Source organism: Roseimarinus sediminis (assembly GCF_050433125.1).
Classification (GTDB): Bacteria; Bacteroidota; Bacteroidia; order Bacteroidales; family Prolixibacteraceae; genus Roseimarinus; species Roseimarinus sediminis.
On sequence record NZ_JBNPXV010000025.1, the window covers coordinates 1 to 24,053 of the forward strand.

Consider the following 24,053-nt stretch of genomic DNA (forward strand, 5'->3'; position numbering starts at 1 on the left):
GTCAACATCCTCCCCAGTCTACATCTTACACTTTTCGAAGCTACTACGGGTTCACGCCTTAAGCATTGCGGCTTGGTAACTCAATCCAAAGAACTTTTGAGTAAGCCTCGCGACTTAAACAATCTTTTTCATTACTGCCCGAACAGTCAATTCGACAGATGGGAATTAAAAATCAGCGCCAGCTAATTAAAAATCAGCGCCAACTAATTGCACCCATTGAAGTAAATACGCTTCACGGCGTACTAACGGAAAATTATAAGTTTAGTTGTGGATTACGGGCTGTTACTCTGTCCGCATACGCACAAAACATGTGCGAGCTAAGATGCTGAAATTTTGCAGTAAAACCACAATTAAATTTATAAAATGTTAGCAACTGGGTTTGGTTTTCGTTCAACGTACTGCGGTTTCATATCTTGCTGAATCTTTCGTATCGAATCTTTTGTCTGCCCGTTACGGAGAACTAATTTATTTGTGCGCTGGTAAACCCCAATGCCGCCATGAGCGGCAAAGAGGAGGGGAGAACATAAGCTTTTTGGAAAGCTTGGATTAAGCGTGGGCTTGTGAGCTTGCCAATGTGCTTATGTTGTGTGTCGGCTTTTATTTCAAGCTTATTGAACAATAACCATTTTCTCTGTCAGGAGCTTTTTGTCAATTGAAATAGAACAGATGTATGTTCCGGGTTTAACGGCCTTGCCATTTTTTCTTTTGGGATCCCAAACAACCATGTTGTCGCCTGTTTTTAAATTGTTCTCAACCCACATGGCAATCAGTTTACCTGAAGTATCATAGATCCGGAATGTTGCATTGCCTTTCTTTTTCATCGAAAACGAAATGGTTACTTGCTCTCGTGAAGGATTCGGGTAAATTTTCAATGCCGGATGGACGTTCATTTCTTTTAATTCTGAAGCCGATGAAACAGAGCCGGTTTTATCAATTGAATAGGAATACGATACGTCGCCGTTTTTCATTTCCGCTGATTCATCTTTGGGAAGTACTGCATTCACAAAATCAACGGTAACTTTCTCTGTAGTTACCTCAACCCGCAGGTGTCCCGATCCTTTTAAGATCGTTCCGGTGTACGCATCGGCATTCTCAACAACGCCCAATTGGTACGACGAATCGCTGGGCATTGGCACTGTTTGATAAATTATACCATCCACCTCTTCCTGTGCATACAAATGGCTGTGTCCTTCGAAGAAAATGTTCACCTTGTTTTTTACCATTAACTGATGAATGGGCATTTCCCAACCCGGGCGGTTTTCGGTAAACGTCCATTTTGTACCGTCTTTGTCGTAGCCACCCCATTCATAGCCTTTCACCAGTAAAGCGCCGCCGCGGTTTTCGCCCATAATCTGGTGCATAAAAACGAACTTGAAACTGGCATTGCTTTGTTCCAGTGTTTGTTTGAGCCAGTCATACTGATCTTTCCCAATGGTCCAGTCCCAGTTTCGTGGCTTTGCGTTGACCGTATAGTAACGATAGGCATCGAGTACTATAAACAGGGCATCACCCCATTCCCAGGCATAATAATTTTCAGGATAATCGATTCCATATTCTTCCCGGTTTGAATTGCCGGTATAGAAATCATCGGGGAAAGGATTCGGGTAATACAGCTTTCGCGACAAAGTTCCCCATACCCCAAGGTTTTCTGGCGGCGTTTGCAGCAGGTAATAGCCACTTTCACCTTCGTGATTGCCTAAACAAAAAAACAATGGAACCGAGTGGCCTACCCTGCCAAAATATTCACGGTTATCGAGGTGCAGTTGGTCAATTTCTTCCTGTGTAATGGTGAATGGATTATGGTCATCGCCAAAAGTGTCGCCCATATCAATCATGAAATCGGGCTTGTCGGCCAACTGGTTGTCCAATGCAATATTCCAAAGCGGATGGTAACACTTTTTATCGTACGGATGCGGGTCGGCTTCGATTACAAAGGTGAATGAACTCTCCCGGCTTCGCTGGGTATGAAAACGGTGATATTCGCCATACTGAAAACTTCCGGAGTTAACCTTTCGATAAGCCGTCCGGTAAATGTATTCCGAATCTTTATTCAACCCATCAATAACAATTTCGCCAACGCTTTTACTAAATGTGAACAGGGTATCGGTGTACTTCATTTTTGTATCACCAGCCAGAGCATATTCGCAGAAAAACTCGGTCGTATCGTTAAACACTACATTTACCGTTACCGAATGGTCGGTTGGACGGCCTAATATTTCATTTATTTGTCCCTTTCCAACGTTATTCATGAAGACCAGAACCAGGCATATGCTAAGTGCGTTTCGTATCATATTAAATCACAATTTTAATCGTATTTCTTTTTTTTCCGGATTGTATCACCAAAAGGTAAATTCCTTTTTTCAGATTATGGTCAAATGCCATCCTGTTGTTTCCTTGTATTAGGTCCCCATCGAACAATTTTCCAATGTTTTTGCCATCTGAGCCAATCAGCGAGATGATGGCATTCATTGTTGACGGAGCGTTCAGAATGATGCTGTTGTTTGAAACATATGCCTGAAACTTTTCTGAAATATTCTGTTTAACAACTGTGCTTACATTTGAGCCATTCGGTTTCACATAATAGGTATGCCTGATCTGGCCATTTATCAAACCCTTCTTTTCGTTGTCTACGTGGTAAGCCCCAATGTAATCCACCCTTGTGCTGTCGCCTTCAACGGTCACTTGTAAATGTCCTGAGTTGGGCAGAATAACACCCGATTTGTAACCATAGATTTCGGCATCGTTAACCGAGGTGTAACCTGGAAAGGATGGTTGCGGTACTTCCTGGTAAATAATGCCATCCTTTTCCTGTTTGGCATAAAAATGGTCGTGCCCGTGAAAATAGATCTGAACCCCGTTTTCAACCATCAGCTGGTGCAAGGGTTTTTCCCATCCGGGACGGTTGGTGCTAAAACCATTAGTGCCATCAGCATTTTTTCCACCCATTTCATAGAAGTCAGCAAATTCAGATCCACCCCTGCCACTATCATCGCCACCAACCAACTGATGCGCAAACACGAATTTGTATTTTGCGTTGCTCTCCTTCAGCGTTTGAGCAAACCAGTCGTACTGTTTTTTCCCAAGCGTGAAGCACCACGGATTGCTGCTTCGCTGATAGGTGTAGCCGTATACATCGAGCACAACAAAGAGGGCATCGCCCCAGTTCCATGCATAATAATTCTCGCGCAGGCCAACACTTTCAACGCTGTCGCTTCCGGTATAAAAATCGTTTGGAACGGGCGTTGGATAATACTTTTTTCGCATCAGGGTGGTCATGTCGAAAATTTCATCGCGCCAGCGTAATTCACCTTCGTGATTCCCGTTTACCAGAAACAAGGGCACCGATTGACAGGTCTTATCCCAAAAATGCCGGTACAACAAATTCCTTTGTTCAGTGTAAAACTCATCAACAATCGGAAATTTTTCGGTCAGAAAATTATCTCCCAGATCGATTAAAAAATCGGGCTCCAGGTTGGATGCATTTTGCAGCATGTTCCGGAAAGTTACATAATTGGAGCTTTCATCAAGATGCGGATCGGCTTCCACAGCAAACGAAAAGCCTTCCCCTTTGCTGCGTTGCGTGATGAAATTTCCTTTTGTTGATGCGGTAAAATGGATGTCGCCCGGCCTTTTGTAGTACAATTGGTAGTAGTAAGGCGTATTTGCCTTTAATCCGTCGATGGTAATTTCAATGGGTTCGCCAGCCTGAAAAGATAGAGTGCCGGTTTGTTGATTCAATTCATTTTCCGAAGTTCCAAACGCAATGAACGCTGATATTGCTTTATCTGAAACGGCATTGAAAACGACGGAATGATCGGTTGGTATTCCCAATAAACCCGGGGCAATTAAATCGTTGTAATACCGAATTTCGATTTTATACAACGAAGTACCTGCAGTAACAAACAGTAAGTTTTGATACTTTCCGCCAAAGCAGAGGTTGCGCACTTTAACCTTCTTCGGAAAGTTAACCGATCCAATTTGATTGGCCTCTTTATCGAATACCCGGATGCCACCATCGCCAAATGCCACAAACAAATTCCCGTAAACATCGGCTGTTAAACCATCAATTTCACCTGCATCGTCGAGCTTGACAAATACTTTCTTGTCTTGCGAAAAGTCTTTAATAACGGTTTCGTCACGCAAAAAATAGCTATAAACAGTGTTGGTTGAACTTTCGTTGACATACAAGGTTCGCCAATCGGAAACAAAGGTTAAGCCGTTTGGACTAATCAATGTACTGTCGAGTAACACCGGGGTTTTCGAATTGTAAGGAATGCAGTACAATCCCTGAAAACTCAGTTCCTTTTTATCTGGCGATACGCCATAACCGGGATCGGTAAAATAGATCGATCCGGTATAACTTAAGGTTGCATCGTTGGGACTGTTCAGCCGATTACCCAAATACGCAGAAACGATGGATGTAAGATTCCCCTGTTCATCCATTCTGGCAATATCATGGGCAGTGTGCCGGCACACCACAAAGTCGTTGGTTTTAGCACAAGCAATCCCATTGGAGTTTTCTGCGGGGTAAACCAAAGTATCTAGTCCACCGGTTTCGCTCCATTTGTAAATCACATTGCCCGAAACATCGCTGAAAACCACATAACCATCGGGATGCCATGTCGGACCTTCTGTAAATTGCATTCCTGTTGCAATTTCAACAGGAACAAGATTGTCGAAAATGCCTGCAAATGCATGGTTGAAAATACCCGTCAGGACAATGATATGAAAGATGACCTTCTTCATTGATACCAAGATTGAATGTTACTTAAAAAAGCTATCGGTATTTACTATTTCGGGTTCGGGAATCTCTTTCGAATACAAAAAAACAGTATCTGGTTTGCATGGGAAATCGTCCAACTCGCGCAACCACATCAACGTATCCTTCTGTTGTTGGGTAAGTGTTCGGGCTACTTCAACAAACTGGTCGGCCATGGTGAAAATATAATTGCCATCGAACGCTCCATACTGAGCCGATAAATCAAGAATTTTTTGTTTGTCAATTTCATCCTGATCCCAGAACTTCCGCAGTTCAGTGGCAATGTCATCTCGTGTTGCTGTAATGTTATTTAAATCGCCCTGTACCGTAGTGTAAATTCCTTTGATTTTTTGCGCCTGTGTATTATCCAGAATATTTGCCAGCATGTATTTTCCTTTATCGGCGGTAGTTTCCATATCAATGGCATATCCTGCATTGCCCATTGCAGGAGCATCCTTCATGAAAAAGCCGCCAAAATAGGTTCCTTGTCTTTCGGGGCAGAAATAGGTATCGGCTTCGTGGCTGCCTAAAAACCAACTGAACATTTCGCTGGCATTGGTCATTACGTTGGTGTTCTGATCGCGGGGAATTCCCCTGTCTTTTGGCTTTTCAGGCATCTCCCACAATTGCATGCCAATAACATTCAAAGCGTACAGATAATCTTTTTGCTCCTGAGTGAGTGATTTGATCACGGTGCTAAATGCTTTAGCCCGCCCATAACTCAACTCGCCGTCTATCAGGTAAATTTCCCGCGATGCATTTACAACCGCTTCTTTGTTAAGCAGGGTTTTTCCGGCAGGAATATCGCTGTCGAGGTAGCGGTGGAAAGCTTTAATCACAGGCATTCGGGCATAGGCATACGCCGAAATCAAACTGTCTTGTTGTATCGCCAAATCGATCAAAACACCCAGTTGCGAGTCATCCAGTAGGTTAATCATGTGGTAGGCTGCCTTGGTAAGGAAATCGGTATTGTGGCCGCCTTCATCGGGATCGTTATCCCTGAAATACTGAAATCCAAAATAGTCGGCAACCTTGCCCGGCGGGTAAAACGTGGATGCGTAAAAACAACCAGTATAAAAGGCAACTCCCGAATATGAGATCGTATTTACCTGGGCGCTGTTCGATAAGGTTTGCGCCATGTCGAACTTACGGTCGTTTTTGGGAATTGCCAATCGAATCACATCGCCATTAGCCGGTTGTCCCATCCATGTTCGGGACTGAAGATTTTTTTTGCTCACGGAAAAATGAACCCGGTCGCCTGAATGATAAGTAAATGTTGTTGCGCTTTTTTCGGGAATATTTTCCGAATTGCTGTTTATTGAAACCACTTCGGACAAGCCTGCAATCGAAAATCCAATTTTAAAATTCTGATGCAGTTCTGTAGAAATTACCTGAAGAATGCATGGATGATTTCCAATTGTTGAAAATGTGAAAACATTCTCACCTGTTTGCGCATTAAACCGTTGATTGGAAAGTAACCTTCCACTCATTGCATAGGCATTCACCCGTATTTGCTGTGGATAACTAACACTCATTTCAATTTGATATTCACCGTTTGAAAAACGCAGATTCACTTTTCCCTGAGTAGATAAAAACAGGGAATTAGCACGCGTTTGCCCCGAAACAATGCCTTTGGTTAAATTGACATTATACACGGTTTTGGTTTGCGCCAGATTAGTTAAATGCAGCGTGCTTCCGTTCGTTTCGTTATACACCTCAATTGAATCGACCGATACTGCCTGTGTATCCTGTAAAGCACATATTTGCACCATAACATCCTGCGAAAAAGCAGACATAGCCATCATGGCTAATCCTAATAAATTGATTAACTTCTTCATCTTTCCCAACTATTTAAATATAAACCAGTCCTATTTCTTATTATGCCCCGCTTCTTTGATTTGTTTAAGCAGATCTTTATTAAATTCCTCATCGAATTTGTAGAGCTCCAATACCTTCTGGGGAGGAAGAATTGCAAGGTATTTTTTGTGGTATTTCTCGAGTAATGCTGTTTGCTGAACTTTGGCATCGATATAATCATCGACTATCGAACGGCATTCATCCTGGCTCAGTCCCTGGGTAGAAACATCGATGTTCTTGCGTTTATTGGTTGCCTGTTCTCTTTCTTTATGAAATTCACGGAAAACCGGCCAGAATTGCTGGGCTTCATTCGGGGTCAGTGTTAATTTCGATGAAAGAAATTCTATCCGCTTTTCAACCACATTCTGATATCCTGATTGTGCGGAGAGCGTAACCCAAGTTACTAAAAGTATAATTGTGAATATTGCCTTCATTTTACTTGTTTTTAGATTTCTGAAATTAAATTATCGTCAATAATAAATTCTACGATGTCGTCTTCAGACACCTGATTATAGATGACTTCAAGTTTTGTATTGTCATTTTCTGCTGTCTTTGTTGGTACCGTATAGCGGCCGACTATAAAGGCAACAACCACAATGGCAGCGTATTTTAATACATTCAATGAAATCTTCTTCAATTTGGAATTCATCAGCGACTTTTGCTGTTTGTGTTGAATTTCTTCAATCATTTCCATTTTGAAATCGCGATGGAAATTTTCGGGAACCTGAAAAGGATGTTTTATTTTTTGTTCTTTTTCCATGTTATTCCATTTTTAGAATTTCTTCAATTCTGTTTTTTGCATGATGATAGGATACTTTTAGTGAGTTCACCGAGGTTTCGAGAATTTCGGCAATGTCGTCATAGCTCATTTCATCGAAGTAGCGCATGGTAAAAACAGTTCGCTGGGTAACCGGCAGCTTCAATATGGCCATTTGTAATTTCATTTGTATATCGTCTCCAGAAACGTATTCATCACTCTGCAATTTGTTTTTTAAACCTTCTTCAATAGTCATCCCTAACTCTTCATATCGACGTTTTTCTTTTTCTAAAAACCGGATTGCCTCGTTGTGGGCTATACGGTAAATCCAGGTCGATATTTTTGCTTCGCCTTTGAATGAACTTAAATTTTTCCATACCCTTACAAAGGTTTCCTGCAATACATCTTTTGTGTTATCGTGACTGATAATAATCTTTCGCAGATACCAATAAAGCCCCTCTTCATAAGTCTCAATCAGCTCATTTATGTGATATGAAGTTGGTTTATTACGTATCATTCAAACTCAATCTTTTGGTTGTTTTATTTCTTCATTCAGAATACTAGACCCGGTTAATGTCCAAAAGTTAAAATCAATAATTGAATTTTTGAAAAATATTCTCAGTAAAGTTGAAGAAGTTAATGGGGGCGGGAAGGCAAAAACAGCTCTTTTGCAAATTTGGATTGTGAGTCGGGTTAAGAAATTTGCGAATGTGTTGTTTGTGCGTGGGCTATTGGTTTGGAATATTATCCAAGTCACAAATTATTCGCAGAATTAAAATAAAACGTGCTCATGAATATTGTCGGGTAACTCAGGCGGGTTACCCCGCCTTTGTCCCCTAAGAACCGTACTTGATAGTTTCCCATCATACGGCTCAAGCTCTCTAAAGGCGGATTAAGCCACCCGACAATATACAAAAATATTCAGTTAACATATTTATATCTTCCCCTGTTTGCGAAGTAAACGTCCCACGCTATGTCGAAAGGGTTAGCGTTTCCTTTAATGAGTTTATGTCGTATTATTTTGAAGTTTCCGAACATACGAAGCAAAATGGTTTTGCCATCATCGAACTTGCCAAAGAACTGCCAGTTTCGATTGCCCATACTCATGAAGATGAGGGAAACAATCTTTCGATAACTGAGGTTGTTATGCCTACGCCTAGCCCAGTTCCAGATGTTCCGCCACAAGATCCGGTCTAATAGATAAAATGTTTTCTTAGAACAGGCGTGCCTGTGGTAATTAGCCCATCCGGTAATTACCGGGTTTAGGTTCTTGATTAAAACTGCTGCATTTGAACCCCTGTGTTTTACAATAATATCTTTCAGCTTTTGTTTCACCGATTTGATTGCATCTTTTGTAGGCCGTATAAGAAGTTTACCTTTCGGGTACATTCTTATGTTTTGTCCAAGGAAGTTGAATCCATCGGCTATGTGGGTGATTTTAGTTTTCTCTGGCGATAATTGCAAGCCTCTTCGATTGAGAAAATCTTCGATGAGGGGTTTGACCTTATTTTCCAGTATATCCTTGTTTGATGCAGTAACGATAAAATCATCTGCATACCTTACAAGGTGGATTTTGTGAGGATTGTTCCTTCTGCAGCCATCAGTCCTTATTTTAATATTGAAGGCTTTGTCGATAGCCGCTTCGAGCCCGTCCAAGGTCATGTTTGCCAGAGTAGGAGAGATGATCCCTCCTTGTGGAGTTCCCTGAGATGTTGGATATAATTGTTTGTTTTCCATAAATCCAGCCTTTAGCCATTGTTGCAGTACCTTTTTGTCCATCGGTATGTTTTGCAATAACCACTGATGGTTGATGTTGTCAAAACAGCCTTTGATGTCTCCTTCCAATACCCATGTAGCACTGTCATTTCTAGAAAGGTGTATGTAACACCTTTCAATGGCATCGTGACAGCTCCGTTTTTGGCGAAAGCCGTACGAGGCTTTGTCGGCCAAAGTTTCAGCTATTGGTTCAAGCGCGAGAAGGTGTAAAGCCTGAAATGCCCGGTCTTTCATAGTGGGTATTCCCAGCGGTCTTTTCTTTCCGTTCTTTTTGAGAATGTAAAGACGGCGTAGCGGCAATGCTTTGTAGTCCTTCCTGACTAAAGATTTGGCTGCGCTGAATTTTTGAGTAGGGTTTTTCCAGCGGATGCCGTCAACCCCCGGGGGTCGTTTTCCTGAATTTTCTGTAACCCGTTTTACCGCCAAAAGTTTGGCATAAAACGAGTGGGTTAGAATCCATTGTAAAGCTTTGGCTTTATTATGTTTTCCTTCCCTTGTTGCCTTTGCAATACGTAATTGTAATGACTTTACCGACTTCAGAACCTTTTTCCAGTCGATGGAATTCCAGTTCTTCAGTTTAGTTTCTGGTGCACAATCTTTTTGATCAGACTTCATTTGCTTTCCTGAATTAAAGTTTTACTACAATGTTTTTGCAAAAGAGAACCAGATGGAAGTGGGCATATCCCAATCAATTACAAAAGGGCATTTGCTTTCTCCATCCTCCCATACCTGCCCTGCATTGTGTTCTCCTTACGGGGAACCTACCTTCTGCAACGAAGGAGCTGACCAGGCTTACCACGTTCCGTCCAACTAACGAGATGGGTTAGGTGCTGCCTATATACCGGAAGAGCTACATCCATGTGCAAGCGTAAAACGCACTTGCATCTTGTCTTCTTGCCATTTTGGCCAATGTGTATCAACAACTTTCACATTTTCGCGCATGACGGTACGTCAACGGCAGTTCAGTTAATTTCACCATACCACCATAGCCGACACCTTTGAGAATGTTGTTATCCCTAGGGGAGTCTTTTCCCGGCAGCTTCACACCCCAACGTTGCCATTGACGCATGTACCGGTAGGCTACTCATGATGGAACATGAGATTAAATCACTCTAAAAAAAATAAGAACGTTTAATAGTTATTTGGACAGCCTCGTGTCGCACTCATATTTGCCCATAAGGGCAAAAGCGCGAGGGGAAAAATAAATTCTATCAAGTTTGCAGTATCGTTTCATCAAAGGTTGTCTGTCTGTTTTTTTGAGTGAAAATCAGGTGGAAATTATCAAGTCTTGTAGGTCTTAATTTTATTGCGTTTACCTGGTTGCTAACGGAAAATTGTTTGTTGTCGTTGTGGATTGCGAGTGATTTCCTGTCAGCGCACCACTAAATGTAGTACGAATAACTAAAGTTAGCAAACCGCCTGAACCACAATGCAATAAACAAAATGTTAGCAACTGGGTTTGGTCTTTTTCAAAGGTTTTCATTTTCATATCTTCCACTAATTTTCGTTATCAATCCTTTTAGTTTGTACGCTACAAAGTACAAAATTTATTTGTGTGTTTGACAACCCCAATGCCGCAATAGCGGCAAGTGTGAAGGGGAATTGTAAGCTTTTTGGCAAGTATTTAGCTTTGCTCATTTTTGCATCGCTCGGTAAAACTTGAACAAGTTCATTTTACTCTCACTTAATACAAAAATTGGTTGCGTGAGGGCTTGCAGGGGCTTGCTAATGTGCTTACAATGTGGGCAAGCATTTCTATTTAATATCCAAATGCAAAAGGTAAATTCAATAAAAAGACAACCAAAAAAAAGATATGTCATAAGACTTTATAAGCGCATCCTTGATTTATTGCGTATAGTTAAACTAGCTACTGAGTCAACAAAACAATTCCAACCTTAATTTAATTCTTTACCAACCAAATATATCATAAAACATAAATAGAATAGAAATAGTAATAAAGCTTCCCATCGGTCAAGTTTTTTTCTTGTTCCGGTTAACATTGAAGTGAATAGAAAAACAGTACCGCCTAATAGAATAAACAAGTCAATATTAAATTTTGGATTATATTCAATTGGTTTTATTATGCCACTTATTGCCAAAATTAACAGCAAATTAAAAATATTTGAGCCAATAACATTGCCGATAGCGATATCGGCATTCCTTTTTGTAGCAGCAATAATTGAGGTAACCAGTTCAGGCAGCGATGTACCTGCTGCTATAATGGTTAGTCCAATTATTTTTTCACTAACGCCCAAACTACTGGCAATTTTTACGCTATTGGTAACAACAAACTGGCCTCCGGCAATTAACCCCGTTAATCCAATAATTATTAATCCCCATATTTTCACATTCGATTTTTGAACTGTTTCTGTTTGGGCAGAAGTATCTTGTTTCATTTGTTTAAATACATAAAACAAAAACATTCCAAACAAAATCAGAAGTATTATGCTATCTATTCTTCCTAAAATGCTGGTTCCTGAAAAGACAAAATCATTAACCAAGAGCAAAATTAATGCTGTTATAAATAATGAAATAGGAATTTCTTTCCATGCAGTAGATGACTGAACAGCTATAGGAAATATTAAGCCTGAAATACCGAGTATTATAAATAAGTTAAAATTGTTACTACCTATTACATTACCCAAAACAATATCAGAATACCCATTTACAGAGCCAATAATGTTTACGACCAATTCAGGGGCTGATGTACCAAAAGCTACAATGGTTAAACCAATTGCCAAGTCTGAAATTTTATATTTTTTTGCTAAAGCCGATGCTCCATCAACAAGCCAATTTGCACCAAATATAAGGCATGCAAAACCAAGAATTACTAATAAAAGAGGAATTAACATATTTTGCTATTTTATAGATTTATCATTTAACTTCTTTCATAGTTTAAAGAAATCATCCAGTCGGCAAAAGAAGAATTAATTATTTAGAAGCTTAAATTAATTACTGTTTGTAAGTAGCTTCTATTGGCGCTCCTCCTTCCGACCAAATATGAAATACCAACCTGTTTACTTTATTGTGATGTGGTTTTTTCTTTTTAATGACTATTATTTTTATTCTTGATAATTTATGTTGCGTACATTCAATTCAGTTTTAGTTACAGTTTATTCAATCCATCTAAGGCAGCAACTTTGTATGCTTCAGCCAGGGTTGGATAATTAAAAACAGTATCACGAAAATATTCTATGGTTCCGCCAAAACTAATAACTGCTTGACCAATATGAATTAATTCGGTAGCAGTCTCGCCAATAATATGAACGCCATGTAGTTTTAATGTTTTAGGGTCAAATAATAGCTTTAGCATACCTATTTCAAGCCCCATTATAGCCCCACGAGCTAATTCAACGAAACGAGAAATTCCTATTTCGTAAGGTATTTTTGCAGCTGTTAATTCCTTCTCGGTTTTACCAATCATCGATATTTCAGGTATGGTATAGATTCCGTAAGGCAATAGTTCGGGTTTATAACTTTTAGGGACTCCAAACATGTTGCAGGCCGCCATTCGCCCTTGCTCCATTGATGTTGCTGCCAAGGCCGGAAAACCAATCACATCGCCGGCTGCGTAAATATGAGAAAGCTTGGTTTGAAATTGGTCGTTAACACCTATTCTTCCTCTTTCATCTACATCAAGGCCCAAAGCGTCTAAATTGAGTAGGTCTGAGTTTGCTTGCCTGCCCACCGCATAAACAAAAGTTTCAGCTTTCACTGTTTTGCCACTTTCCAACTCAGCCACCACAGTTCCAGCAGCATTTTTTGTTACATTTTTCAGTGTTTCGTTCAATCTAAAAATCGTATTCTGGTTTCGAAGGTGGTAACTTAAACGATCTATAATTTCGTCATCAACAAAAGTTAACATCTCAGGCCTCTGCTCAATTAAAGTTACTTCAACATCCATTGCTGAAAACATCGAAGCATATTCTAAACCAATAACACCGGCACCAATTATTATCATCCTGCTTGGCATAACTTTAAGGTTGAGAATCTGATCAACATTAATAATTTTTTCACCATCAAAGTGGATTTTAGGATTATCGGCAGGTCGGGTTCCACAAGCAATTAAAAAATGATCGGCTTTTAGTTGGAAATCACCATCATCTGCATCAACTTCAACGGTGTACTGATCGATAAACCTGGCCATTCCATAAAAAAGTTGAATGCCATTCCGTTTAAGTTGATCATTAACAACAGCCATTTCCCTTTTTTCAACAATTTTAATTCGAGCATCTAAATCTTCTCCACTAATATTTTCTTTAATGCTATAATCCTTACCATAAAAACTTCGCTGGCGGATGCCCGAAAGGTATACAATTACTTCTCTAAGGGTCTTACTTGGAATTGTACCTCGATGCAATGACACTCCTCCAATCATGTATTTTTGATCGATTACAGCTACTTTTTTACCTAATTTTGAAGCCGCTATTGCTCCTTTTTGACCAGCTGGACCTGAACCAATTACGATTAAATCAAAATTATCCTTACTTAAATCACTCATACAATATTTTTTATCCAAGTTTTAAGCTATCAATTTTGAAAAAAGCTACTCAAATCGCTTTTTTTTATCTTGTTTTTTATCCCTTTATTCTATAGGGTTTAACTTTCCAAATTTTTTCACAATAGTCTCTAATAGACCTATCTGAAGAAAATTTCCCCATTCTTGCAACATTTAAAATGGCCATTTTATCCCATTCGTTTGTATTGTGCCATGTTTTAGAAACCAATTCCTGACAAGATAAATACAATGAATAATCGGCAAACAGCATGTAAGGGTCGTACTTTAATAAATGTTCAGTGATGGGCTTAAATAAGTTTTTATCACCGCCGGACAAAAGTCCTGAATTAATGAGGTCTATTGCCAGTTTGAGTTCTTGGTTATTTTCATAGATAAACCTAGGGTTGTATCCATTATGCTTAGTTTCTTCAACCTGCTCTGCTGTTAGTCCAAACAAAAAGAAATTTTCTTCGCCTACCTCTTCTCTAATCTCAATATTAGCACCATCAAGCGTACCAATAGTCAGTGCCCCGTTCATTGAAAATTTCATATTTCCAGTTCCACTGGCTTCTTTGCCTGCAGTAGAAATCTGTTCCGACAAATCGGCTGCCGGATAGATGTGTTGCGCATTTTTAACATTAAAATCAGGGAAGAAAACTACTTTCAAACGGTCACGAACATCGGAGTCGTTATTAACCAAATCACCTATTGAGGTTATCAGTTTAATCATAAGTTTAGCCATGAAATACCCCGGGGCTGCTTTCCCTCCAAAAATAAATGTTCGAGGTTCAATTTCAATGGAAGGGTTTTGTTTGATACGTAAGTATAGGGTTAGAATATGCAAAGCGTTAAGATGTTGCCTTTTATATTGATGAATGCGCTTTACCTGTATATCGAACATTGAAGCCGGATTGACAAGAATTCCTGTTCTTTCATTTATTATTGAAGAAAGAAGCTGTTTGTTCTCCAGTTTTACTTTTCGAAATTGTTCTTTGAAAGATGCATCATTGGCATAAGGTTCAAGTTGTCGGAGTTCATCTAAATTTTTAGGCCAGGTATTACCAATAGCACTAGTAATTAGTTTAGTCAAACCGGGATTGCTTAAAACCACGAAACGGCGTGGAGTTACCCCGTTGGTAACGTTATGAAAACGTTTAGGGTAAATAGCCACCCAATCTTTCATAACGTTCTGTTTTAGCAATTGTGTATGTAAAGCTGCAACGCCATTAATTGCATAACTTCCGGCACATGCCAGGTTTGCCATTCTGATAGAAGAATTTCCCGAATCATCAATTATCGACATTCGTGAGAGTAAAGCAACATCTCCCGGGAATTGAGCCCTTAATTGCTCCAAAAATCTGTGATTGATTTCATAAATTATTTCTAGTAAACGGGGCAATAGGTTTTTAAACAGTTCGAGTGGCCATTTTTCTAATGCCTCAGGCAACAATGTATGGTTGGTATAGCTAAATGTTTTACAAGTAGTTTCCCAAGCAGTTTCCCAGTCTAATTTATGTTCGTCTATCAAAAGCCTCATTAATTCAGCAACCGAAACAGCCGGGTGCGTATCGTTAAGCTGTATGGCCCATTTTTTATAAAACTCATGAGGTTGCCCATTGTGTCTCAAGTGCATCCGCATCATATCTTGCAAAGAACAGGACGAAAAGAAATATTGCTGCTTTAAACGCAATTCTTTACCAACAGCCATTTCATCATTAGGATAAAGAACTTTACTAATGTTTTCCGATTCTACCTTTTCCATTACGGCTTTGTAATAATCGCCATGATTAAAAGATGCAAAGTCGAAGGATTCCACAGCTTCCGATTTCCATAAGCGAAGGAAGTTACATGAGTCAACATCATAGCCCATTTCGGATGTGTCGTAAGGAATTCCTTTCACCATATATGCCGGAATCCAACGTCGGAGTTTATTGCCTTTATCATCCTCATACCACTCAGTATAACCTCCAAAATTTACATTTACAGCACTTTCAGGCCGTGCAATTTCCCAAGGGTTACCATAGCGTAGCCATTTGTCGGTAATTTCTACCTGCCAACCATCTTTAATTTCCTGGTCGAATATGCCAAATTCATAACGAATACCATATCCAATTGCCGGAATTTCCACCGATGCAAGAGAATCCATGTAACATGCAGCCAACCTACCCAAACCGCCATTACCCAAACCCGGCTCTTCTTCTTGTTCTGTAATTGCTTTAAAGTCAAAACCAAGCTCGGTTACGGCTTGTTCCATTTCTTCATAAATAGTTAAATCGATTAAATTTGCTCCTAATTGCGGTCCCATAAGAAACTCAGCTGAGAGATAACTAACTATACGAACCTTTTTATCGGCCAAAACTGCATCGAATGTTTTTAAACCTCGTTGCAACAACCTGTCTCGAAGTGCATAAGAAACAGCCAGATAAACATCGTTGATAGATGCATTAGCCGGGGTTCGTCCTTGTTTATAATACAATTGGTCAATAATGGCCTCTTTTAAACAATCTTTATCCATTCCGGAACGAAGGTCACATGCACTTAATTTAGATGCCGGACTATTATTTGTACTGATTTTTTTTTCCATGATGCTTTAGTTTTAACTTTACCTGTATGGTTGTTTAAGTTTTCGTGGGTTATATCCTTTTCTTAATTCCTTTTTTATGATTTAAAAAATCTAAGCCTCTTCTTTTATGTCTTCATAAATCTTAGACACGCCTCCTGACACGATAAACTTCATTGCTATTGCCGGATTAATATCTAATGGTTTTACCTGTTCTTTGGGAACAATGAACATTTCACCTGAAAAATTGTAGGAATGCGGAAAATAAACAGCTACCTTTTCATTTTCACCCAAATTGCTCAAATCTTCTTCTGTAAGAAATCCCATTTTCTCCAAATTTGAAACAGGATTAACCAATACAAGAACAGGCTTGTTAAACTTCTTTTCTTTCCCAACAAATGCTGAAAACAAATCATTCATTGCAGAAAACAATAACCTTAACAAGGGTACTTTCTCTAACAACTTCTTAAATAGTTTCTTAATTGGACGTGCAATTATGCTTTGCCCAACAATACCAACTATTATGAGAAAGGCCACAATAACAACAATACCAAGACCTGGTATGTCAATACCTATTGTTTTTATAAGGTAATCATCTAATAAATTATCAGTGAAACTAAAAATCAAATAAATTACGTAAATAGTTATTCCCAAAGGAGCAATATAAAGCAAACCTTGTAGCAAATAGTTTAATAGCTTTTTCATTCGTCTAAATTTAATTGTTTACTAAGTTGACTCATGTATCTCGCAGGGGTAGTCATGTGCGTTTGTGCTTGACAAAACCATGCTCGTTTCATTGAAGTAGATTTTGAGGTATTTGAATACTATTTCTTTACACCTAATTCTTTTTCTGCCTGAACCCAGTCAGAAATTTCATTTCCTGCAATGCCTTTCGCAATTCGGTTTTCATATATTTCCTGTGCTTTGTTTCGAATATCATTTTCTGATATTTCTTTTTTTGTCGCGGTTTTACTTTTTGATGAAGTCTTTTTAGTTGCCATATTCCTAAATTTTATATGATTAATACTATGTAGTTTGTTTTTTTACAATTCCTCTAAGTAATCGTCCTAAAATATCGGCTCCGGTAATCACATGCTTTACATCAGACCAAAGTAAAATTACATCATTATCTATTACGTCATCCTCTTCGTTTTGCGGATTATAATTTAAAAGATGGATTATTTCACCCAGCTGCATGTTGCTATCATCAATAATAATTGGCTTATGAATAAATTCCAGCGGATTTGGTTGTATTGCATCAAACATGGCAGCACGTAAAAAACCATCGGCATCCATGATATATGTTGGGTTGAGATTTTCGTCAACAAAAACAACCCATTTCTCTTGTGATTCATTAATCTGGCGCAAAAACAAATCGTGATTTTGTTTTGTAATTTTTGGAAAAACAGGCATACCATTTACATGCTTTATCGGTATTATGCTTTTAGGGTGCAATGGTTCACCTTCTTTACTAACAACTATATCATCCAACGAAAGAAAATTAATTGCTCCCATGCCTTCGGTTCTGTCAATCTCACTATCAGCTCCATCAACATGCTTTTTAAGGAAGTGTTTAATCTTTTTTTCTTTGAAATATTCAATAGATTCTTTTCCTAACCATGCATCTAATAATAGCGCGCTTGGCTTGGCTACCGGGAAAAGAATAAACTGATACAGGCGTAATACCGGGGCTAATAAAGAAGCCATTTTTAAGGAATTTCTGGAAAAATATGCCTGTGGAATAATTTCTCCGAAAAGAGTAATGATTACTGTTGAAAAAGAAAAGGATATAATTCCAGCCATTACGGAATCAGATAGAAGTGTAAGCAATACATTAATCCCAACATTTCCCCACAAAATGGTAGTAAGGAGAAAATTAGAGTTTTTTCGCATTTTTAATACCTTTTGTGCTCCTTTTGAGGAAGAACCTTCTGCTTCAATTTCGAGCCTTAACCTTGTAAAGCTGAAGAATGCTAAATTTAAGCCGGAAAACATGGCTGATTGCGTAACACAAAACAAAATTCCCAACCAAGTAAACATTTCGTTCATAGCTAAAACCATTTATGTTTTTTGAAATAATAGAGCATTACACCAGCAACCATAGCCATTACACCCCACATGATAAAGTATGCATTTTTAAATTGTAATTCAGGCACATATTCAAAGTTAGTCCCATAAATACCTGCTATAAAAGTTAATGGTATAAAAATGGAAGCGAAAATAGTTAACACTTTCATTACTTCATTCACCTTATTACTGAGGTTGGTGTTGTAAAGATTAATCAAGTCATTGGTCATTCCAAAATAACTGTCGGCTGCTTCAATGGCTTGCTCTTCTATATCATATAATTCCTGATAAAACACCAAATGTTCTTCGCTAATTATTTCAGACTTAGCTCTTAATAAGCGTGTAAGAACTTCTTTAAGTGGTTTTATTGATTTTCTGAAATAGGAAATTTCGGTTTTGTATCGAAATAACATCTTGCTAAGCTCCTTTGTAGGATTGTCCAGTTTCTCCTCTAAGGCTTCGATGTTAACGCCAATTTGTTCAAGATTAATCAGGTAGTTATCTACTAAACTGTCGGTTAAGGCATAAAGCAGGTAATCTGTTTTCCTTTGTCGAATTTTACCAAAAGCAGTTCGAATGCGATTACGAACAGGTTCAAAATGGTCACCTGTTCTTTCCTGAAAGCTAATTAAAACATTTTCAAGTAATACAAAGGAAATTTGCTCAACAGATACTTTGTTTTCTTCCTGATTATAATAAATAGCTTTTGTTATAAGAGTAACAGAATTATTGTCTTCAAAAAATTTTGCTCGTTGCCCTGTATTTAGAATATTCTCTAATGCCAATGGTGAGATTTTAAAATGTTCACCAATTTGCTTTATCAACTCCGTATTATGCAAGCCATCGATATTAAGCCAATTATTCTGGGTGTTGTTTATGCTTTTTAGGGCTTCATCAATGGATTCAAACTCAGTCTCAGCATTTGTTTCTTTAGAATATTTTGTTAACCTAATTCTGGTGTCATCCATTTTTTGCTTACCCATAAATATGAGGCTACCGGGTGCTGCACCCTTTGCTTTTGCTCTGCTTTTTAAAAATCTTGCCATTATCAGTTATTTTTTAAATCATTTGTACCAAAAAAACTTTCCTTATAATTCTTCACCTCAATTATGTCGGCAGGTAAATAAATATTATTAGCATTAAATTCGTCAAGCAACTTTTCCATTACTTTAGTTTTAACTTGTAAGTGAAAGGCTCTTGATTTTGACTTAAAGGTATCAATCCAATAAAGTACCTTTACATTGACAGTACTTACCGCTAATTCATCAATAACGACTACTGGTTTTTTATTGCCTTGCAATACTTCCGGTATATTCAGCAGGGCATTGATTATTAATTCCTTTATTTTTTTTATGTCTGATGAATAATCCAATCCAATTGCGATTTCATATCTTAAAAAACCATCAATGGTATAATTGAATAAAGGAGCTTTAATCAGTTGAGAATTAGGTATGTAAACATCAATTCCGTCAAGGGTTTTTATAACACTGTCACGTGTATTTAATTCATTAACATATCCAACAGTTCCATTAGTTTCTATTAAGTCGCCAATTTTAAATGGACTTTTAAAAGCCATAAGTATCCCGGAAAGAAAGTTTTCACCTATATCTTTGAATGCAAAACCAATAATGAAGGTTGTAATTCCGGCTCCTGCCATTATATGTTTGGCTATTCCACCCAAACCTATAACGTTTAAAAAAAACACGAATCCTGTAATTGTAATAGCAAATGCGACTAACTTTCCTAAAAAGACAGCCAATAAAGGATTTTTGGTTTTAGGCTTTATACGCTTTGTAATGATACTTTTAATTAACCATGACAATAAAACAAAAAGTGATAAAACAATAATACCTAAGCCTATTTTAGGGAGAAAGGCTATAGTTTTCTCGAAAATGTTATTTATCTCCATCATAATTTTTTTGTTTTATAATTGTTAGCCAGGATATTGAAATTATCTACTTGTAATTTTTCCCACTCTTTATTGCATCCTAATTCCAGAGCCATTAAGTTGGCTACTTTTGGTGCTAATGAAAGGGATGCTTCAACATCTAAAAACAATAACCTTGTTCTTCGTGCCAGAAAATCTTCAACACTCCGTGCCATTTCATTTCTTACTGCCCAAACAACTTCCCCTTCAACATGTGTATATTCAGGATGAAGCCTGTTTTTATAATTTGTTTTTTCATTAAGCAATTGTGTAAGTTCAGGAGCTGCCGAACCATATTGTTTTATGTCTCCAAAAATATCTGAATGCTCATGGTAGCCGTAAATTTGCAAGCGTTCAGTAACACACTGTTTATATTCTAAATTCCCGACTAACATTGCTTGCTCTAATACATCTTCTGCCATTTTTCGGTAGGTTGTCCATTTTCCTCCGGCAATGGATAACAAACCACTTCGAGAAATGTTAATGGTGTGTTCTCGTGATATTGCAGCGGTGTTTTTGCTATCTTCCTCCATTACTAATGGGCGTAGTCCAACAAAAATACTTTTAATATCATCGTAGGTAGGGTCGTTTAATAAATAGCGGGCAGCATGTGTAATCAAAAACTCAATTTCTTCATCAAGTGCAATTGGTTCTAATGTGAAATCGTTTACCGGAGTATCTGTTGTTCCTACAATAATTTTATTGTACCATGGTACAGCAAATAAAACCCTGCCATCATCAGTTTGAGGAACCATTATGGCACTATCGCCGGGTAAAAACTTTTTATCCAATACAATATGAACGCCCTGACTGCTTGTCATTATTGGGGAAGCGTTTGTATTGTCCATTTTTCTTATGGCATCGGTAAATACTCCGGTAGCATTAATCACTACTTTAGATTTTATAGGGTATTGCTTTCCAGATTCCTGGTCTTCAACTATTACACCGTCAATTATTTCATTATTCTTTCGGATAGATATAGCTTTAACATAGTTTGCTAAGGAAGCCCCTTGTTCGTATGCTGTTTGTGCAAGGTTTATGAGTAATCTGGCATCATCAAATTGCCCATCATGATAAATAACCCCTCCTCGAAGTCCATCAGTTTCAATGGTCGGTATTTTACTAATCGTTTCTTCTTTTGATAAAAACTTTGAATCGCCAAGTCCTAATTTCCCGGCAAGCATATCGTAGAGCTTTAAACCTATTCCGTAAAAAGGCCCTTCCCACCAGTCATAAGTAGGTACTACAAATTCTAAATCACTGACCAAATGAGGAGCATTTTGCTTCATTATGCCACGTTCTTTCAAAGCCTCCAGTACCAAGGAAATATTTCCTTGCTGTAAATATCTAACCCCTCCATGCGCCAACTTAGTGCTTCTGCTCGATGTGCCTTTCCCAAAATCGGCTTGTTCGACCAATAAGGCCTTGTATCCACGTGATGCTGCATCTACTGCTGTTCCTAAACCTGTTGCACCACCACCAATGATAACTATATCCCAAATAATTGAATTGTCTGCAATTTCAGACAGTATTTTATTTCTATCCATCTAATTTATATTTAATCGGTCTTTAACAAATTCGGCTTGCACCTTAATATCTTGAATAAATTGCTCTAATTTGTCTGCTACTTTATTTGCGAAATTTTTCTTTTTCGTATTGATAAACTCATTCAAAATTTTTGACAATTCAGGAGTTCGCAGGTATCCAAATGATTTATGAGGGTTTTTTTGTTTGTTAATTTCATAATCATTAACCACTAAAAAATCAAAAGGAGAAACTTCTTTTTCATTTGGACTAAAATCATCATTCAATTTGTAATTTAAGGCAACCTTGTCGCTAATGTCAGCGAGGTTAAACCAATTAGTGCCTACTCCCGGAGGTGTTGCCATATATTTATGACCATTTGGATTTTTTTTGTGTTCAGCAGCAATTTTACTCACTACAACAGGTAATCCCAAAGGAGAGCCAATGGTGACAAGCGTGTGAATATTTGTTTCTGGCAGTAGAAATGTTAAAACATCAAAGGCGACAATTGACCCCATTGAATGAGCAATTATTAGTATTTCATAACCCTTATATTTATTTATCACTTCAATTATACGCTTTCTAATTAAGTGTTTTGCTTTACATGTTTTATCAAATTGATCTTTGCATTCCTCAATGTAATACGTATTCAAATCCTTAAAATATTTTTCAAGGATAAAGTCGGTAATAAAACTATAATTCAATGTTTTATCTGCATTTAAGAATATTTTATTAAGCTGCGATGAGATAAAATCAATTAAACCTTGCTTGAAGGAACTGTCTCCCGATACAATTTTTTTAGGAGACTTTTTGTAAGGTTCATCAAGGAAATACGGGCTGTCCTTATCCTTTTCCCATTTATCAAGTGGTTTCTCATAAAGAATATCTGCCCAGTAAACTAATTCAAAATCAACCAATTCATTTTTAAATCCGTTTTTGTTAAAACCTTCTTTAATCGAATCTTTCCACCATTTTTCCAGTAAATATTTAGGTGGTTTGTTTCCAAGGCCATGAATGCCAATAATTACTTTTTTCATTGTTTTGTACCTACTAATTGTTTTGTTAACCATTCTGCCCGGTCTGTCGTAATCGCATCTACTCCATAATTAATCATCTTTTGCGCAATATTCAGGTCATTAACAGTCCAAACGTAAACAAGCAAGCCTACATCTTTAAAGGCTTTTACAAATGTATGGTTTATTACTTTACCAGCCCAAACATTAATACCATCGAGGTTACTATGTTTTACCTTTTTGATAATTTTATCTGGGTTTACCCGAATCAACCAATACGGCAGATAATAATCTAAATCCAGCAACCATAATGCTTTATATTCAGAAGCTTGTTTTTTAATTTCAGTAATAACCTCAAAATTAAAGGCGATTATTTCTATTTGATTATTGCTTAGGGTTGATGTTTTTAATATCTGAATTAATGGACTTATTATTTCTTTACTACATTTTATTTCAATAATAATTTGGGCTTCAGAAGGAACAGTTTTTAAAACCTCTATCAAAGTAGGTACTCTCTCATCAATGAATTTATTAGACTTTTTCCTGCCAATATCAACAGACCTTAGTTCTGACAAACGTGATTTTTTTACATGGAATTTCTTATCTCCAACCCGTCCGGTATGTTTATCGTGAATAACTACAACTTCGCTATCTGCTGAAAGATGGATATCTATTTCAACTGCTTTAGCACCTCTTTCCCAGGCCATGTTAATGGATGAAAGCGAATTTTCCGGTGCATCTAACGATTCTCCTCTGTGTGCGATAATTTTCATAATACTAAATTTGAGATGCAAATTACATTTTTTTTACAGGTGGGGAAGCAAGAAAACAACTCTTTTGCAAACTTTGGTTTGCAGGGCTGGCTTACAGCGATTTGCAAATGTGTTTTTTTGGGGGCAGGAGTTTCTTTTTTCTATGTGCGGGAGAAGAAAAAACAAAATAAATCCCAACAAACTGCACCGCCTTATGAACGGAGCACTATAATAATCAATCCGTTTTTTGTAATTATTTCAATTTTCTTTTATCGTATCAATGTGTCGAGTTGGTTTCTCACACTTGCTTAGTAGAGTAGAGCCTGATAGCTCATTCAAAATTTGCACTTATAAATGTACGCATTCTGGATAAACTATCAGTACCCCCTGCATCAAACCGTACGTGAACTATTCGCTCATACGGCTTACCGATAGAGTTCTTCCTGTAGCTTTCGCATGGTATTTCAAGCTCGCATATTTTTCAATGTCCAGCAAGTGTTTGTACTTGACAAGACTCTCGAAAGGGCGCTGGCGAAGCGCTTTATGGGCTTTTCGTCCTTTGC

General features: G+C 38.0%; 20 protein-coding genes. 2 read left to right on the forward strand and 18 right to left on the reverse strand.

Going from position 1 to position 24,053, the window contains the following annotated elements:
- Positions 1 to 186: hypothetical protein (locus FHS86_RS18590; protein ID WP_429417407.1), on the forward strand; the 186-nt coding region annotated here is incomplete at its 5' end.
- A 422-nt stretch (positions 187 to 608) separates the two neighbouring features.
- Here FHS86_RS18590 and FHS86_RS18595 read toward each other — a convergent pair.
- From FHS86_RS18595 to FHS86_RS18680, 18 genes are all read right to left on the reverse strand, one after another.
- Positions 609 to 2,291 (reverse strand): T9SS type A sorting domain-containing protein, encoded by a 1,683-nt coding sequence (locus tag FHS86_RS18595; RefSeq protein WP_429417410.1) that lies wholly within the window; start codon positions 2,289 to 2,291, stop codon positions 609 to 611.
- Position 2,292: 1 nt separating this feature from the next.
- On the reverse strand, positions 2,293 to 4,746 hold the full coding sequence (locus FHS86_RS18600; RefSeq protein WP_429417413.1) for an SMP-30/gluconolactonase/LRE family protein: 2,454 nt from the start codon (positions 4,744 to 4,746) through the stop codon (positions 2,293 to 2,295).
- An 18-nt stretch (positions 4,747 to 4,764) separates the two neighbouring features.
- A complete protein-coding gene (locus FHS86_RS18605; protein WP_429417416.1) occupies positions 4,765 to 6,597 on the reverse strand; it encodes a hypothetical protein in 1,833 nt (610 codons plus the stop codon).
- A gap of 30 nt (positions 6,598 to 6,627) precedes the next feature.
- Complete coding sequence (locus FHS86_RS18610; RefSeq protein ID WP_429417419.1) at positions 6,628 to 7,050, reverse strand: hypothetical protein; 423 nt, start codon at positions 7,048 to 7,050, stop codon at positions 6,628 to 6,630.
- An 11-nt stretch (positions 7,051 to 7,061) separates the two neighbouring features.
- Positions 7,062 to 7,376 (reverse strand): hypothetical protein, encoded by a 315-nt coding sequence (locus FHS86_RS18615; RefSeq protein ID WP_429417422.1) that lies wholly within the window; start codon positions 7,374 to 7,376, stop codon positions 7,062 to 7,064.
- Between the two features lies 1 nt (position 7,377).
- A complete protein-coding gene (locus tag FHS86_RS18620) occupies positions 7,378 to 7,890 on the reverse strand; it encodes an RNA polymerase sigma factor (RefSeq protein WP_429417424.1) in 513 nt (170 codons plus the stop codon).
- 404 nt (positions 7,891 to 8,294) lie between these two features.
- Positions 8,295 to 9,764: a group II intron reverse transcriptase/maturase gene (gene ltrA, locus FHS86_RS18625; RefSeq protein WP_429417427.1), complete on the reverse strand. Its 1,470-nt coding sequence runs from the start codon at positions 9,762 to 9,764 to the stop codon at positions 8,295 to 8,297.
- Positions 9,765 to 11,044: 1,280 nt separating this feature from the next.
- Positions 11,045 to 12,001: a calcium/sodium antiporter gene (locus FHS86_RS18630; protein WP_429417430.1), complete on the reverse strand. Its 957-nt coding sequence runs from the start codon at positions 11,999 to 12,001 to the stop codon at positions 11,045 to 11,047.
- A 254-nt stretch (positions 12,002 to 12,255) separates the two neighbouring features.
- Positions 12,256 to 13,650 carry a Si-specific NAD(P)(+) transhydrogenase gene (gene sthA / locus FHS86_RS18635; protein ID WP_429417433.1) on the reverse strand — a complete coding sequence of 465 codons (1,395 nt, stop codon included), beginning with the start codon at positions 13,648 to 13,650 and terminating at the stop codon, positions 12,256 to 12,258.
- A gap of 76 nt (positions 13,651 to 13,726) precedes the next feature.
- Positions 13,727 to 16,231, reverse strand: coding sequence for a glycogen/starch/alpha-glucan phosphorylase (locus FHS86_RS18640; RefSeq protein ID WP_429417436.1), 2,505 nt, complete (start codon positions 16,229 to 16,231; stop codon positions 13,727 to 13,729).
- A 90-nt stretch (positions 16,232 to 16,321) separates the two neighbouring features.
- Entirely contained in the window at positions 16,322 to 16,912 is a 591-nt protein-coding gene (locus FHS86_RS18645; protein ID WP_429417439.1) for a DUF502 domain-containing protein, read from the reverse strand.
- A gap of 119 nt (positions 16,913 to 17,031) precedes the next feature.
- A complete protein-coding gene (locus FHS86_RS18650) occupies positions 17,032 to 17,208 on the reverse strand; it encodes a hypothetical protein (RefSeq protein WP_429417442.1) in 177 nt (58 codons plus the stop codon).
- A gap of 25 nt (positions 17,209 to 17,233) precedes the next feature.
- A complete protein-coding gene (locus FHS86_RS18655; RefSeq protein WP_429417444.1) occupies positions 17,234 to 18,256 on the reverse strand; it encodes a DUF21 domain-containing protein in 1,023 nt (340 codons plus the stop codon).
- A gap of 2 nt (positions 18,257 to 18,258) precedes the next feature.
- Positions 18,259 to 19,320, reverse strand: coding sequence for a magnesium/cobalt transporter CorA (gene corA / locus FHS86_RS18660; RefSeq protein ID WP_429417446.1), 1,062 nt, complete (start codon positions 19,318 to 19,320; stop codon positions 18,259 to 18,261).
- Between the two features lie 2 nt (positions 19,321 to 19,322).
- Positions 19,323 to 20,186 carry a mechanosensitive ion channel family protein gene (locus FHS86_RS18665; protein ID WP_429417448.1) on the reverse strand — a complete coding sequence of 288 codons (864 nt, stop codon included), beginning with the start codon at positions 20,184 to 20,186 and terminating at the stop codon, positions 19,323 to 19,325.
- On the reverse strand, positions 20,183 to 21,748 hold the full coding sequence (locus FHS86_RS18670; protein ID WP_429417451.1) for a glycerol-3-phosphate dehydrogenase/oxidase: 1,566 nt from the start codon (positions 21,746 to 21,748) through the stop codon (positions 20,183 to 20,185). The genes FHS86_RS18665 and FHS86_RS18670 overlap by 4 nt, the downstream gene beginning before the upstream one ends.
- Positions 21,749 to 22,762 carry a PGAP1-like alpha/beta domain-containing protein gene (locus tag FHS86_RS18675; RefSeq protein WP_429417454.1) on the reverse strand — a complete coding sequence of 338 codons (1,014 nt, stop codon included), beginning with the start codon at positions 22,760 to 22,762 and terminating at the stop codon, positions 21,749 to 21,751. It lies immediately after the preceding gene.
- On the reverse strand, positions 22,759 to 23,511 hold the full coding sequence (locus FHS86_RS18680) for a glycerophosphodiester phosphodiesterase family protein (RefSeq protein ID WP_429417457.1): 753 nt from the start codon (positions 23,509 to 23,511) through the stop codon (positions 22,759 to 22,761). Before FHS86_RS18680 ends, FHS86_RS18675 begins: the two co-directional genes overlap by 4 nt.
- A 15-nt stretch (positions 23,512 to 23,526) precedes the next feature.
- On the opposite strand from FHS86_RS18680, the gene FHS86_RS18685 reads away from it, so the two are divergent.
- The gene (locus FHS86_RS18685) at positions 23,527 to 23,802 is read left to right on the forward strand and encodes a hypothetical protein (protein WP_429417460.1); all 276 of its coding nucleotides are present in this window, start codon (positions 23,527 to 23,529) and stop codon (positions 23,800 to 23,802) included.
- Positions 23,803 to 24,053: the final 251 nt, after the last annotated feature.